The organism is Streptomyces sp. L-9-10 (genome assembly GCF_004151105.1).
GTDB lineage: Bacteria > Actinomycetota > Actinomycetes > Streptomycetales > Streptomycetaceae > Streptomyces.
Genome location: NZ_PHRF01000161.1, coordinates 1 through 12,693, shown reverse-complemented (window position 1 = coordinate 12,693; position 12,693 = coordinate 1). Strand labels below are relative to the sequence as shown.

Below are 12,693 nucleotides of genomic sequence, written 5' to 3'. Positions count from 1 at the left end.
CTCGTGCGTCTAGGCTCGTACGTCGTGGAACTCCGACACCTCGAATACTTCGTCGCCGTCGCGGAAGAACGCCACTTCACCAGGGCCGCCCAGCGTCTGATGGTCTCGCAGTCGGGACTCTCGGCATCCGTCCGCGCCCTGGAACGCGAGCTGGGCGCCCGCCTCTTCGTCCGCTCCACCCGGAGCGTCGAGCTGACCGGCGCCGGCCACGCCCTGCTCGTGGAGGCCTCACGCGCGCTGGCGAGCGTACGGGCGGGCCGGGAGGCGGTCGCGGCGGTCCAGGGGCTGCTGCGCGGCACCCTGTCCGTCGGCACCGAGCAGTGCGTCGCGGGCGTACACGTACCCGGTCTGCTCGCGCGGTTCCGGTCGGAGCACCCCGAGGTCGAGGTACGGCTGCGGCAGGCCGGTTCCGCCTCGCTCGTGGACGATGTGGCGGACGGACGGCTCGACCTGGCCTTCGTCGCCGTGTCCGGGGCCGTGCCCGAGGGGGTACGACTGGTGCCACTGGCCAGTGAGCCGATGGTGCTGCTCTGCCATCCGGATCATCCACTGGCCGGGGCGGAGAGGGCCGGGTGGGCCGAGCTGGGTGGCGAGGTCTTCGTCGACTTCCACGAGGACTGGGGCGCCCGCGGCCTCACCGACCGGGCTTTCGCCGCCGCCCGCATCGAGCGCCGGGTCGCCCTGGAGGTCAATGACGTGCACAGTCTGATCGACCTGGTCGGTCACGGCCTCGGCATCGCGGTCGTACCCCGCCCGATCGCCCGCAAGGAGCAGGCCGCGGCGCTGAGGACCATAGCGCTGGCCGGTGCGGAGGACCATCTCTGGGAGGTCTCGGCGGCCGTTCCGGAGGACCAGCGCACCGGCCCGGCCGCACGGGAGCTGCTGTCGTACCTGACGCACTCCGGGACGCGGACCCCCGCACCGGACGTTCCCCGGAGGCCGTCGCCCCGAGCCGTCGCCGACAGGACGCAGGACTGTCCCGGATTCAGGGCCGCTCCAGCCACCCCCGGATGAACGCGGCCTGCCCGGCGTGCTGGAGATCATCGGAGATGACACTGACCAGCCGTACGCCGAGAGTGACGGCCGGGGTCCACGCGTCGTCGACGACCCGGCCGAGGTCCGTGTCCTTGAGCGTGCCGAGGTACTTCACCGTCCGTTCGTGAACGGCGTCGTGGTACTCGCCGAGCAGTTCCCCGGAGATCCCGTCGAGCGAGGACACGTCCTTGGGTGAGTGGCCGTATCCGGTGGAGCGGCGCGAGAACGGCAGCTCGAACCTCTCCGACCACTCCTGCGCGATCCACACCTGTTCCGTACCGGCCGCGTCGGCGATGTGATCGTCCTGGATCCGGGTGAGATGCCAGACCAGCCAGGCGATCGAATTCGCCCCGTCGTCCAGCCGTACGGCCAGCTCATCGGGGGAGAGGCCGTCCACCGCCTCGTGGACGGTCTCGCGGATACGGCCGAAGGCGTCGATGAGCAGATCACCGCTCGCGGTCATGGCAGGCTCCACTTCTGTCGGTCTGCGCTTCTGTCCGTCTTCCGTGGCGCCTTCGATGCCGGCCGTTCCCGGATCGGTGGCCACGGTCCTCTCCAAGGTTGCCTCGTGCGGCCAGGTGATGCGCTCCGGGGGACCGATCCGGACGAGGTCGGTTCTCCGCACGCCTCTTGCCCGCCTCACGCACGCCCCACGAAGCGCCGCGAAGGTACCAGGGGCGGTGTCAGGGGCGCGTCAGGAATCCCGAGATCCGCTCCCGCAGCGACCGCGCGTCGAGGCCCTGCCCGGCCAGATGCTCTTCCAGCTGTCCGTAACGGCGCAGCTCGCGACGGGCCACACCGAGCCCCAGCACCCGGTGCGGGGTCTCGGCCAGCGCGTCGTTGGCCGCGGCGGTGGAGGTGCCGGCGAGATACGGCTCGACGAGCACGACGTCCGCCGCGTCACCGCCCGCGACGGCCCGGCGCAGCGCCGCGCCGTCGAAGGGCCGCACGGTCGTCGCGTACAGCACCGTCGTATCCAGGCCCTCCGTCGCCGCCAGCACGTTGTCCAGCATCGGCCCGACGGCGACCACGACCCCGGCGCGCCCCTCGCGTACGGTGCTGAACCCGGTGCCCGTCACCGGCCGTGCCCGCTCGTTGCTCTGCATGGACAGCCGTACGTAATCCCGTCCGTCCCCGGCGGCGGCGCGCCGCAGCAGCGCCTCGGCCTCGTCGGGATGGCCCGGCACATGCACCGCCCAGCCGTCGAGCGTGTCCATCAGCGCCACATCACCGGGCGCCATATGCGTGAAGCCGCCCGCGGGCCAGTCGTACGAGGCCCCCGCGCTGACGAGCACGCCGCCCACGCCCTGATGCCCGAAATCCAGCTTGACCTGCTCGAAGGGCCGCTCGACCAGGAAGCTGGCGAAGGTGTGCACGATCGGCCGCAGCCCGGTGAGGGCGAGCCCGCCGCCCACCCCGACCAGCAGCTGTTCACGGATCCCGACATTGATCACGCGGTCCGGATGGCGCCGCTCCGCGGCGTCGAAGCCGTCCCGGCTGATCTCGGCGAGGACGACGGCGAGCCGTGGGTCGTCGTCCAGCAGCTGGGAGGTGGTGGAGATGAAGCGGTCGCGCATGGTGTCCATGGAAATACCCCTCGATACGGTGGGCGGGTGCTGTGCCCGGGTGCTTTGGCGGGTGCCCCGGGCGGGTGCTTCGGGCGGGTGCTTTGAGCGGTGGAAGGCGTGGCGCGGCGGGTCAGGACTTGGGCTCGACACGGGCCACGACCGCCCGGGGCCGGCCCGCGTGCGGCGCGGTGCAGGCCGCGTACAGCGCCTCGTGGTCCCTGCCGTCGACGGTCTCGGCCGACCAGCCGGCCGCCTCGAACCGCGACGCGATGCCGCCGGGCCAGCCGTAGGTAGCGGACGCGTTGTCGATCACCAGCGTGTGGAGCTGATCGAGCCCCGCCGGCCCCGCGTAGGCGAGCGCCTCGTGGTTGCTGCCCTCGTCCAGCTCGGCATCGCCGATCAGCACCCACACCCGCGGATCGGTGAGCCCCTGCGCACGGAGCCCGAGCACACTGCCCACGGCGAGCGGCAGTCCGTGCCCGAGCGAGCCGCTGCCGATCTCCACGCCCGGGATCAGGGTCCGGTCGGGGTGATGCCCGAGCGGCGAGTCGTACGAGCCGAAGCCGGGAAGCGTCTCTTCGGCGAGGAACCCCTTCGCGGCGAGAACCGCGTAGTACGCCATCGGCCCGTGCCCCTTCGAGAGCAGGAACCGGTCCCGCCCCGGCGCGTCGACGGTCCCGGGCGACACGCGCAGGACCCGGTCGTACAGCACCCACAGAGCGTCCAGCGTGGAGGTCGCCGCCGGTCCGTGCTTCTCGTCGCCCGTCATGAGGGCCAGCAGCCGGTTCAGATCCTGGTATCCCGCTACGGAGGTCATCTCTGTCGTCGTCATAGGATCCAGGCTGCAACTTCAACCACACTTGAGGTCAAGCGCCCGATCCGCCCGGAAAGGGATTCGTGACCACCGGTCCGAGTGCGGTATTGTTCTCATGCGCGTTCGGGCCGGGGAAACCCCAGGTCAGACGGGCATCGGGACGTGGCGCAGCTTGGTAGCGCACTTGACTGGGGGTCAAGGGGTCGCAGGTTCAAATCCTGTCGTCCCGACCAGCGTTTTCGCAGGTCGTAGGCGGTATCGGAGAAATCCGGTACCGCCTTTTCCGTTCTTCTGGGGACCAACTGGGCGTCAGTTGGGGACCACGTGGCCCGGCGGTGGGGGCCGGGGGCCGGCCGGACGGCGAGGCCGACGGGGGTGCGGACGGGGTTGAGGTGGGCGGTGACAGCGATGACGTCGCCTCCGGCGGCGACGTCATCGAGGAAGGCTGTATCGCGCCGGCCGCGCTCGACGCTGCCGGTGCGTCATTGCTGATCGGCAAGTTCCTTGTCGAGATTCGCGAGAAATCTGCGCAGCAGACTCTGCAAGGTCTCGATCTCCTGGGCGCTGAAGCCGTCGAGTGCCCGGTTGTTGGTGTCCAGGAGTGCCGAGCGGGCCTGGGGCAGCTTCGCCGCGCCCTCGTCGGTCAGTGAAATCAGGCTCACGCGCCGGTCGTCGGGATCGGGTGCGCGTTCGACCAGTCCGTCGCGCTCCATGCGTGCCAGCAGCTGGGCCATGGACGGCTGTTCGATCCGGGCCAGCCGGACCAGCTCCTTCTGGGGGAGCGGGCCTCCCGTTGCCAATGCGGCCAGCACCGGCATCTGTCCGAAGCTCAGTCCGAGCGGTCGCAGCCGGCGGTCGTTGAGCCGGGCGAGCACGCGGGCGGCGGTGTTGACCAGGGAAGCGGGCGGCGAACTCGGAGTTGGAAGCATCACGTACACATCGTATAGGTACCTATGTATTATAGGATGCATAGGTACCTATGTAATTGGCCCAACCCACGGAGACGCAGATGATCATTCGGAACGTGACTGTCGTCGACGGCACCGGCGGCGCCCCCCTTTCCGACGTGGAGGTCGTCGTGTCCGAGGGGAGATTCACCGCCATCCGGCCAACGACCGGTGAGGGGCCGTCCATCGATGGGCGGGGCGGGTACTTGGTGCCCGGACTGTGGGAGGGGCACACCCATCTGGCCGGGGTTCACACCCGGGACATCCCCGAGAGTGAACGCGTCCAGCACATTTCACGGCTGCTCTCGGACTACCTGGCCGCCGGGATCACCAGCGTCGTAGATCTGGGCGGCTCGCTGGACGTCGCGCTGGAGATCCGTGACTACCGGCGGACGGCCACCGACCCGGCAGCCACGCTGTTCTTCGCCGGGCGCCTGTTCACCGGAGTCAAGGGCTGGCCGGTCCTCGACGACACCGAGCGCGCCGCGATCGCCTTCCAGGTCGATGATCCCGGCCTGGCCCACCAACAGGCACTGGCGCTGGCCGACCAAGTCGACTTCATCAAATGCGTCTACGACGGCGAACCGGGCGCACCCGACAAACTGTCGTTCGACGCCCTGAGGGCCATCGTGGCGGCGGGGCACGAGAAGGGCAAAAAGGTCCTCGTGCACGTCCATCGGAGACGTGACGTCGAGGAGGCGGTCGCGGCCGGCGCGGACGGCATCGAGCACGCCTTCCTGCCCCAGGACGCCGGCAGCACCCAAGAAGCCGTCGACATCGCCGCGTTGCTGGCCGAATCGAACACCTACTACTGCCCCACCCTGGTCACATGGGAACAGATCGGACGCAACGGCGACGCGAGCTACCTCGACGAACTCGCCAAGGACGGCATCCTCACCGCTGCGGACATCCCGCGGATCGCCGGCAGTGCCTGGTACGGGCGCCCTTTCCGGCGCCACCCCGCCCAGGAATCCCGCGTCCGACTCGACTACGCGATGCGCACGCTGGGGCTGATGCACGAGGCCGGCGTCAAGATCGCCGCCGGGAGCGACATCGCCATCCTGATGCCTTCCGCACCGATCGCCCTCTTCCGTGAACTGCAACTACTGGCCAAGGCGGGCCTACCGCTGCGCGCCGTCCTGGCCGCCGGCACCCGGCACGTGGCCGAGAAGATCGGTCAGGGAGCGCATGCGGGGACGATCAGGCCGGGCGCCGTCGCCGATGCGTTGTTGCTGAGCGCCGACCCCCGCACAGACCTGGCGCACCTCATCAGTCCGGCCCACCGGGTGTGGACACTCCGAGGTGGCCGGATGCTCTGACCCCCGGTCCATGCTCGTCGCAACCAGGTGCGCACCTTCCGCGTATGGCAGGACCACGTTCTGTCTCCGGACGGCACCGGATGCGGGCGGTCGCCGAACATCACTCACCTTCTCGACGGTTGATACCGCACGACAGAACGGAATCGAGGCACCCTTTTGATCATCAAGAATGTGACCGTCATCGACGGCACCGGCACCGGCAGCGCTCCGCGGGCCGGGATGGATGTCCACATCGCGGACGGACGGTTCACGGACATCCGCCCGTCGAGCCCTGAGAGTTCGTCGACGCCGGCCGGGGAGCCCGTGCTCGACGGCCGTGGTGGCTATCTGCTGCCCGGCCTGTGGGAAGGTCACACCCACCTGAGGGACTACGGCGCGTTGCTCCCCCGACCTGAGCGGTTCGCCCACTTGCGGGACGTGCTTGCGGGGTATCTCGCGGAGGGTGTCACGTCGGTGTGTGATCTGGGGGGTATGCCGGAACTGAGTCCCGAGTTGCGCGACGTGAGCAAGGCGGACAGCGCCATGGCGTCGCTGTTCACCACCGAAGTGGCGTTCACCGGTATCGACGGCTGGCCGGTGACCGGCCTCAAGGGTGACCGTTCGGGGGTCATGGAAGTAGGCAGTGCCGACGACGCACGCCGCTTCCTTCGGGGACTGCGGCTCAGTGAGGTCGACTACATCAAGTGCATGTTCGACGGCAAGCCCGGAGGCGGCCGACGACTGCCCCCGGAAGCGCTTGAGGTGATCATCACCGCCGCACACACGGCAGGCAAAAAGGTATTCGTGCACATCGCGACAGGCACCGACATGCGGGAGGCGATCCAGGCGGGCGCCGACTGCATCGAGCACTCTCCGATTCCGCGAGACCCCCGCGACCTGAGCGAAGCCGAGCAACTCGCCGCCATCATGGCCGAAGCGGGAACGCTCTACTGCCCGACGATCGCCACCTGGGAGCAACTGGCTTTCGGGGCGTGCCCCGACTACCTGGACCGGCTCGGCAGCGACGGCATTCTCACCCCGGACGAGGCCAAGGAGATCGCCGCACGTCCCACCTACGGTCAACCGTTTCCCAAGCACCCTGCGGACGAGTGCCGGATCCGATTCGACTACGCGATGCGTACGCTGCCGATCTTCCAGGAAGCCGACGTCGAACTCGTCGCGGGCAGTGACATCGCGAGGGTCATGCCCACACCGGCCCGCGCACTGCGGCGTGAGCTGCAGTTGTTCGCGAAAGCCGGCGTGCCGAACTCCGCGGTCATCGCCGCCGCCACCAGCCGGGCGGCAGAGAAGGCCGGTCAGCTTCCCACGATGGGAACCATCACCGTGGGAAGCGTCGCCGATGCCCTCCTCCTGGACGCCGACCCCCTCGCGGACATCTCCCACCTGGTCGACCAGCGACACGTCCGTGCCGTTGTCAGCTCCGGCCACATCGCCGCTCGCTGACAGCGGAGGCAACGCCGGTCGGGCGCGGGTGGCAACCGCGTTGGTGCCGTGCTCGAAACCGGGGCGGGGACGGAAGAAGCCGTCATTGTCCGGCGGGCGCCACGACGGCTGCCAGGTCCGTGCCCGCCCGGAGCAGCGCCACGGTCCGCATGGCGATCTGGTCCAGACGTTGCCGCAGGATGTGCTGGGCCGCTTCCAGGCCGTCGAACTGGTGCAGGGAATCCATGATCGCGCGCACCGCGGGAATGCCGTAGCCCGCGCCGCGCAGGGCCGCGACGATTCTGGCCGCTCCGATCGCCGAGAGACCGTAGCGACGTGCCCGCAGTGACGTCACTCGCTCGGGGATGACCAGCCCTTCCTGCTCCCAGAACCGCAGAGCCGAAGGACGTACATGGAGCGCTCCGGCGAGCTCCGTGATCGTCATCGCGTCGGTCTCCTGCTCGAACTCGGGTGTGTCCGCCTCGGCCTGGATCGCGCGCAGCGCCTCTTGCGCCCGCAGAGCCTCGTCCCGTTCCCGCGCGAGCCGAACATGCACCGCGCTGATCCCCGCGGCAGCCTCCGCGATCGTCTTTGTTCGCAGCTCCGCGAGCAGCTGCCGGGCCTCGACGGGCCCAACGGCACCGGCGAGTCCTCGATAGGCGCGAAGGGCGTGCACGTGAAGCGGTGTGTAGGAACGGTAGCCGTTGCTCGACCGAGCGGCTGGGGGAAGGACCCCCAGCCGCTCCAGGTCGCGAACCTGTTGTACCGAGTACCCCGACTCCCTGGCGACATCGACTGTTCGGAGCGGCCCCTGTTGTGAACCGCTCACCGGCTTCCCCATGGGCCAACCCCACATCAGCACTTGAAGGTGATGCTTGAACCATGAGTATGGAACAGATCAGCGCGGCCGTGCGAGGCCTCGACGGCGCACTCGTCTTCAGCCCGGAACCGGGAGGCGACTTCCCCGAGCTCGTGTGGGGAGACGCGTTCTTCTACTACGCCCCCGACGGGCAGATGCCTCGGAACGTCCAGCCCTACGGGACGATCGTCACCAAGAACTACCCCGACGACACCGCTTCCGACCTTGATCATCCGGGCCGCTGGCGTGTGAACGTGCACATCGACCGGCCAACGTTCCGGGAGCTCACGGGGGAGGAGCCGCGCGGTCTCAGCCGCCCTCGCGACTACACGGCCGCCGACAGCGTGATGCCGCACCCGGTATACGGCGCGCTCGGCTGGATCTCTGTCGTCAATCCCGCGGAGAAGACGATGGGCACGCTCGTACGGCTTCTGCGCGGCGCCCACGACGCCGCGCGTTCCCGGTTCGAGCGGCGACACGAACCGGGGGAAGCCACTGGGCAATGACCCCCGCTCACACGGGGTCGCAGGAATGCAGTGCTGTGACGGATCGGTGCACGGTCTCCGCATGTCCGAACAGCCCCGGAAGCCCACCAGTGTGGAGAAACACGGTGCGCTCGCCCCGGCGGATGTCGCGATCCCGCACAGCGGCGATGAGTCCGGCCATGGCACGCCCGCTGTAGACGGGGTCCAGAACGATGCCCTCGGTGGCCGCGGTTGTCCTCATCGCTTCCAGGACTGGTTCATGGAGGACTCCGTATCCCGCGCCGACCTGGTCGGTACGGATGCGCAGGGAATCGGGAGCGATGCCGTGTGGGGTGAGCGGGCCGGCGAGAGCGGCCACGGTGGCGGCCGGATCCGCCACCGCCCCGCAGTGGACACCGAGCACACGCTCCTCCCCGAGCGCACCTGTCAGGCCGGCCATGGTGCCCCCGGAACCCACTGCCACGACAACGTGGTCCACATCGGGCAGTTGGGAACGGATCTCCTCGCCGCCCTCGACGTAACCTCGCGCTCCGAGGGGACTTGAGCCTCCGAAGGGGATCAAGTACGGCCGCGCTCCGTCGCGGCTCAACTGCCGGCAGACATCTTCGGCCACGTCGGCCATGCCGCCCGGGTGGCCGTCGCCGGCCCAGAAGACGCGGGCTCCGAAGAGGCTGTCGAGAACAAGGTTGCCGGAAGCGTTCGCCGCGCTGTCGGATGTACCGGGAAGGACGAGTACGACATCAAGTCCCAGGCGGGCGCCCGCGGCTGCGGTGAGACGGGCATGGTTGCTCTGTTGGGCACCAGTGGTGACCAGTGTGTCCGCACGCGCCTCCACCGCGGCGCCAACCAACCATTCCAGTTTGCGGACCTTGTTGCCGCCTCCTCCGAGGCCGATCAGGTCGTCCCGCTTGATCCAGAGGTCATCCTCGTGCAGGCCCAGGGCCGCCGCGAGGCGAGGCATGGGCTCCATCGGCGTGGGCCATGTCGACAGGGCGATCTTCTCACTCATAAAGTCTCCGTCCGGAGTGGCGAACACGGTCGTGGGCGGATGTGGATCGCTGAGGAGCCATCCATGATCATCCATCACAGCACGGCCCAGCCCAGCACAGCAGCCAGCGCAGCGGCTGGAACCGTATTCTGCGCAGCGACGCCCCGCCCCTTCAGCGGCTACGGGAGCTGTTCGAGGCCACTGAATCCGCCCAGCGCGCCGGGCAGCAGAGCTGCGGCACCATCTCGGGCTGTCTGTTCGGGAATCTGACCCTGGAGATGAGCAACCAGACCGAAGTCATCCGCCAGAGCGTGCCGTCGTCCATGCCCCCACCTTGGCGTCTCCGCCTGCGGGAGACTCAAGCCCATCCGCCGGCACGGCCATGCCTCCCATTCCAGTACCGGTACAGTATGGCCGGTATAGTTATTGGTTGCACGAGAAGGACGCCGCATGATCGAGATTCTGAACTCCACCCTGTTGGCCCGAGCAAAAGACACAGGCGCCCTGGTCGCTGACATCCTTCAGACGCTGAAGAGCCGTAGCGTGATCGGCACGAACCTGCTGGACATCGACCGGTGGGCCAAGGCCATGATCGTCGAGTCGGGGGCGCTGTCCTGTTACGTCGACTACGAGCCGTCCTTCGGGCGCGGCCCGTTCGGCCACTACGTCTGCACGGCGGTCAACGATGCCGTGCTCCACGGACGGCCGTACGACTACACGCTTGCCGATGGCGATCTGCTGACACTCGACCTCGCCGTCTCCAAGGGCGGAGTCGCCGCGGACGCTGCCATCAGCTTCATCGTGGGCGACGCGCGGCCCCCGGAGGGCGTCGCGATGATCAGTGCGACCGAACGCGCGCTGGCCGCCGGGATCGCCGCTGCCGGGCCCGGGGCTCGCATCGGCGACATCTCGCATGCCATCGGTACGGTCCTCAGCAAGGCGGGGTACCCGATCAACACCGAGTTCGGAGGTCATGGCATCGGATCGACGATGCACCAGGACCCGCACGTTTCGAACACCGGACGGCCCGGCCGTGGATACAAACTGCGCCCCGGGCTGCTGCTGGCACTGGAGCCGTGGGTCATGGCGGACACCGCTCAACTCGTCACCGATGCGGACGGGTGGACGCTCCGAAGTGCGACAGGCTGCCGGACGGCACACAGTGAGCACACCATCGCCATCACCGAGGACGGAGCCGAAATCCTCACCTTGCCGAAGCGCGCGCGGCTGTGAGGTCGGAGCCCCGTTCCTCTTCTTCGAGCATCGGTGGAGGAAGGCGCTCCTGCTCGGGATGAGGCAGGAGCACCCGGCTTCCGTGGGAAGCGGAGCCTCGGCGCCGTGAGGGCCAGGCCGGTGGCCGCGGCGGTCGCGGTGGCCAGGAAGGCGCTGTTCAGGAACGGACCGGGGCTCTCTTCCCGGATCCGGATCCGGGAAGAGAGCCCCTCATGCCACTGCCGTCCCGGCAGGGTTCCGGGCGGGACTTTCGCAACCCGCCCTAGAAGCCGCCGCTCCGGATCCGGTCGCGGATCCAGATACCGGCCTCCTTGAGGACCGAGGTGCCGGTCCACTGGCCGCGGGCGCAGGTACCGGTCTTGAAGACGGCGCCGGACCGGTTGTCGTCCGAGTAGTTCCAGTTGGTCCAGCTGATCTTCTTCTGGGCCATCAGGTCGATGTACCGCTGCGACTGGGCGAAGTCGTTGGCACCCTCACCCGCGTAGTTCTGGGTGCCGAACTCCGTGACGAACATGGGGATGCGGTCCGCGGCCCGGGACAGTGTGTTCAGGTACTCGGACTTGTGGGACGCGGCGTAGAAGTGGAACGTGTACATGATGTTGGCGGCGTTCACCGGGTTGTTGACGACCTCGGTCTCGTTGGCGCCGTCGGAGACGCCGAGTGAGGACCAGGCGCGGGTGCCGACGAGAACGACGCCGTCGGGGTCCTGGGCCCGGACCACCGGGATGATGGTCTCGGCATAGCTCTTGATCTGCGGCCAGGAGACGCCGTTCGGCTCGTTGGCGATCTCCCACAGGACGTTGACCTTGTCCTTGTGGCGGCGCGCCATCTCGGTGAAGAAGGTGCGGGCGCGGGCGGTGTTGGCGTTGGGGTCGCCCGGGGTGAGCTGGTGCCAGTCGACGATCACGTACAGGCCGCGGGCGGTGGCCTGGTCGACGATCCGGCTGGCGAGGTCGGTGAACCTGGTCGGGTCGGTCTCGTAGCCGCCCTCTTGTACATAGGTGGAGACGCGGAGGATGTCGCCGTTCCAGTCGTTGGCGAGGGCGTCCAGTGAACCGTCGGTCACGCACTGCGCGTACCACTGGGTGCCGTGGGTGCTCATCCCGCGCAGCTGGATCGGGGTGCCGGAGGCGTTGCAGAGCTTGGTGCCGCAGACGCGGACCTTGCCGTTGACGCTGACCGGAGTGTCCGCCGCGGGGGCGGCCTGGGAGATGCGGTCCTGGCCGGCGGCCGGGGCGGAGGCGCCGGCCTGTGCGGTGGCTCCGGCCTGTGCGGTGACGCCGAGGCCCAGGAACAGGGCTCCGGCCAGGGCGAGGACCGCGGTGGGACGCAGTCTCTTGAGGAGCGATGGGGACATGGCGAGACCCTTCATGATGCGGACATGACAAATCCGTGGTGGGGGTCCATGGATGTGGTGCGCTCCACGGGGGTGGCGGTTAAAAGTTAGGATTGTTTACAGTTAACCGTCAAGGGCCGGGTAAAGACTTGGTACAGACAGCGGCGCCCGGGGCGGACTTCCGCCCCGGGCGCCGTCGTTGTCGCTGTTGCAGGCTCTGACCTGCGGAAACGCAGTTTTCAATGCGGGTCCCGGTGGCGCGTGGGACGCATGGGGGATCTGGGGTCGACGGTCCCGGACGCGCCCTGCCGGTCAGGTCGGGATGGGCTTGGTCCGCGTGCAGTTCTTCCATTCGACCCAGGGCCTGGCGCCGCCGCTTTTGGGGCCGGTGGCGTAGGTCGGATCGCCGGTGATCGTCTGGTTCTTGGATTCATGGGTCATCTCGATGCCGAAGAGTTTGAAGCCGAGGCTGACCTGTCCGGCGGAGATGCCGAAGCCGATGCCGAGTGAGGCGTTCCACCAGTCGGTGTTGGCCTTGTAGTCGAGCCTGGAGAGCTTGCCCTTGTCGTGGAGCAGGCGTTCGATGGGTCCCGCGTCGTCGTCGAGTGCTTCGGCGGCGTCGGAGGGGGTGGGCAGGGGGTTGCTGGCGGGGGCGTCGCCGCGTCCGCGCAGCCAGTCCTCGACGGC

13 protein-coding genes, 1 tRNA gene and 1 pseudogene are annotated in these 12,693 nt (G+C 68.7%); 7 read left to right on the top strand and 8 right to left on the bottom strand.

Annotated elements, in window-relative coordinates; translation table 11 throughout:
- Positions 1 to 24: 24 nt before the first annotated feature.
- Positions 25 to 1,014: a LysR substrate-binding domain-containing protein gene (locus tag CU044_RS32475; protein WP_129772321.1), complete on the top strand. Its 990-nt coding sequence runs from the start codon at positions 25 to 27 to the stop codon at positions 1,012 to 1,014.
- On the opposite strand, the gene CU044_RS32470 is transcribed toward CU044_RS32475, so the two are convergent.
- The 3 genes from CU044_RS32470 to CU044_RS32460 form a co-directional block, all read right to left on the bottom strand.
- Positions 986 to 1,498, bottom strand: a complete 513-nt coding sequence (locus tag CU044_RS32470; RefSeq protein ID WP_129772320.1) for a DUF664 domain-containing protein — start codon at positions 1,496 to 1,498, stop codon at positions 986 to 988. The two genes, CU044_RS32475 and CU044_RS32470, sit on opposite strands and share 29 nt — an antisense overlap.
- A gap of 220 nt (positions 1,499 to 1,718) precedes the next feature.
- Positions 1,719 to 2,621 (bottom strand): transketolase, encoded by a 903-nt coding sequence (locus CU044_RS32465; RefSeq protein WP_129772319.1) that lies wholly within the window; start codon positions 2,619 to 2,621, stop codon positions 1,719 to 1,721.
- 112 nt (positions 2,622 to 2,733) lie between these two features.
- Positions 2,734 to 3,435, bottom strand: a complete 702-nt coding sequence (locus tag CU044_RS32460; RefSeq protein WP_129772318.1) for a transketolase — start codon at positions 3,433 to 3,435, stop codon at positions 2,734 to 2,736.
- A gap of 138 nt (positions 3,436 to 3,573) precedes the next feature.
- Here CU044_RS32460 and CU044_RS32455 point away from each other — a divergent pair.
- Positions 3,574 to 3,650: transfer RNA gene (locus CU044_RS32455), tRNA-Pro, on the top strand.
- Positions 3,651 to 3,899: 249 nt separating this feature from the next.
- Here the strand turns inward: CU044_RS32455 and CU044_RS32450 are convergent.
- Positions 3,900 to 4,346 carry a MarR family transcriptional regulator gene (locus CU044_RS32450; RefSeq protein WP_129772490.1) on the bottom strand — a complete coding sequence of 149 codons (447 nt, stop codon included), beginning with the start codon at positions 4,344 to 4,346 and terminating at the stop codon, positions 3,900 to 3,902.
- A gap of 80 nt (positions 4,347 to 4,426) precedes the next feature.
- On the opposite strand from CU044_RS32450, the gene CU044_RS32445 reads away from it, so the two are divergent.
- Complete coding sequence (locus CU044_RS32445; RefSeq protein WP_129772317.1) at positions 4,427 to 5,683, top strand: amidohydrolase family protein; 1,257 nt, start codon at positions 4,427 to 4,429, stop codon at positions 5,681 to 5,683.
- Positions 5,684 to 5,986: 303 nt separating this feature from the next.
- The gene (locus CU044_RS32440) at positions 5,987 to 7,126 is read left to right on the top strand and encodes an amidohydrolase family protein (protein ID WP_165372037.1); all 1,140 of its coding nucleotides are present in this window, start codon (positions 5,987 to 5,989) and stop codon (positions 7,124 to 7,126) included.
- A gap of 82 nt (positions 7,127 to 7,208) precedes the next feature.
- Here CU044_RS32440 and CU044_RS32435 read toward each other — a convergent pair whose 3' ends face one another.
- Positions 7,209 to 7,946 carry a MerR family transcriptional regulator gene (locus CU044_RS32435; RefSeq protein WP_129772315.1) on the bottom strand — a complete coding sequence of 246 codons (738 nt, stop codon included), beginning with the start codon at positions 7,944 to 7,946 and terminating at the stop codon, positions 7,209 to 7,211.
- Between the two features lie 47 nt (positions 7,947 to 7,993).
- Between CU044_RS32435 and CU044_RS32430 the strand changes: the two genes are divergently transcribed.
- On the top strand, positions 7,994 to 8,470 hold the full coding sequence (locus CU044_RS32430) for a DUF6194 family protein (protein WP_129772489.1): 477 nt from the start codon (positions 7,994 to 7,996) through the stop codon (positions 8,468 to 8,470).
- A gap of 7 nt (positions 8,471 to 8,477) precedes the next feature.
- Here CU044_RS32430 and CU044_RS32425 read toward each other — a convergent pair whose 3' ends face one another.
- A complete protein-coding gene (locus CU044_RS32425) occupies positions 8,478 to 9,458 on the bottom strand; it encodes a D-cysteine desulfhydrase family protein (RefSeq protein WP_129772488.1) in 981 nt (326 codons plus the stop codon).
- 92 nt (positions 9,459 to 9,550) lie between these two features.
- Between CU044_RS32425 and CU044_RS39890 the strand changes: the two are divergent.
- Positions 9,551 to 9,742 (top strand): annotated as a pseudogene (locus tag CU044_RS39890) (TetR/AcrR family transcriptional regulator); the annotation flags it as partial.
- Positions 9,743 to 9,887: 145 nt separating this feature from the next.
- The gene (map, locus tag CU044_RS32415; protein ID WP_129772314.1) at positions 9,888 to 10,670 is read left to right on the top strand and encodes a type I methionyl aminopeptidase; all 783 of its coding nucleotides are present in this window, start codon (positions 9,888 to 9,890) and stop codon (positions 10,668 to 10,670) included.
- Positions 10,671 to 10,932: 262 nt separating this feature from the next.
- Here map and CU044_RS32410 read toward each other — a convergent pair whose 3' ends face one another.
- Both CU044_RS32410 and CU044_RS38915 read right to left on the bottom strand, forming a co-directional pair.
- Positions 10,933 to 12,027 (bottom strand): glycoside hydrolase family 5 protein, encoded by a 1,095-nt coding sequence (locus tag CU044_RS32410; protein WP_129772313.1) that lies wholly within the window; start codon positions 12,025 to 12,027, stop codon positions 10,933 to 10,935.
- Between the two features lie 291 nt (positions 12,028 to 12,318).
- The coding region (locus CU044_RS38915) for a hypothetical protein (RefSeq protein ID WP_165372036.1) at positions 12,319 to 12,693 on the bottom strand (375 nt) is incomplete at its 5' end.

Excerpts from the sequence above, each read along its gene's own strand:
- CU044_RS32430 (WP_129772489.1), top strand. The coding sequence starts at position 7,994 with ATGGAACAGATCAGCGCGGCCGTGCGAGGCCTCGACGGCGCACTCGTC.
- CU044_RS32465 (WP_129772319.1), bottom strand. The coding sequence starts at position 2,621 with ATGGACACCATGCGCGACCGCTTCATCTCCACCACCTCCCAGCTGCTG.
- CU044_RS32470 (WP_129772320.1), bottom strand. The coding sequence starts at position 1,498 with ATGACCGCGAGCGGTGATCTGCTCATCGACGCCTTCGGCCGTATCCGC.
- CU044_RS32445 (WP_129772317.1), top strand. The coding sequence starts at position 4,427 with ATGATCATTCGGAACGTGACTGTCGTCGACGGCACCGGCGGCGCCCCC.
- CU044_RS32460 (WP_129772318.1), bottom strand. The coding sequence starts at position 3,435 with ATGACGACGACAGAGATGACCTCCGTAGCGGGATACCAGGATCTGAAC.
- CU044_RS32435 (WP_129772315.1), bottom strand. The coding sequence starts at position 7,946 with ATGGGGAAGCCGGTGAGCGGTTCACAACAGGGGCCGCTCCGAACAGTC.
- CU044_RS32425 (WP_129772488.1), bottom strand. The coding sequence starts at position 9,458 with ATGAGTGAGAAGATCGCCCTGTCGACATGGCCCACGCCGATGGAGCCC.
- map (WP_129772314.1), top strand. The coding sequence starts at position 9,888 with ATGATCGAGATTCTGAACTCCACCCTGTTGGCCCGAGCAAAAGACACA.
- CU044_RS32450 (WP_129772490.1), bottom strand. The coding sequence starts at position 4,346 with ATGCTTCCAACTCCGAGTTCGCCGCCCGCTTCCCTGGTCAACACCGCC.
- CU044_RS32410 (WP_129772313.1), bottom strand. The coding sequence starts at position 12,027 with ATGTCCCCATCGCTCCTCAAGAGACTGCGTCCCACCGCGGTCCTCGCC.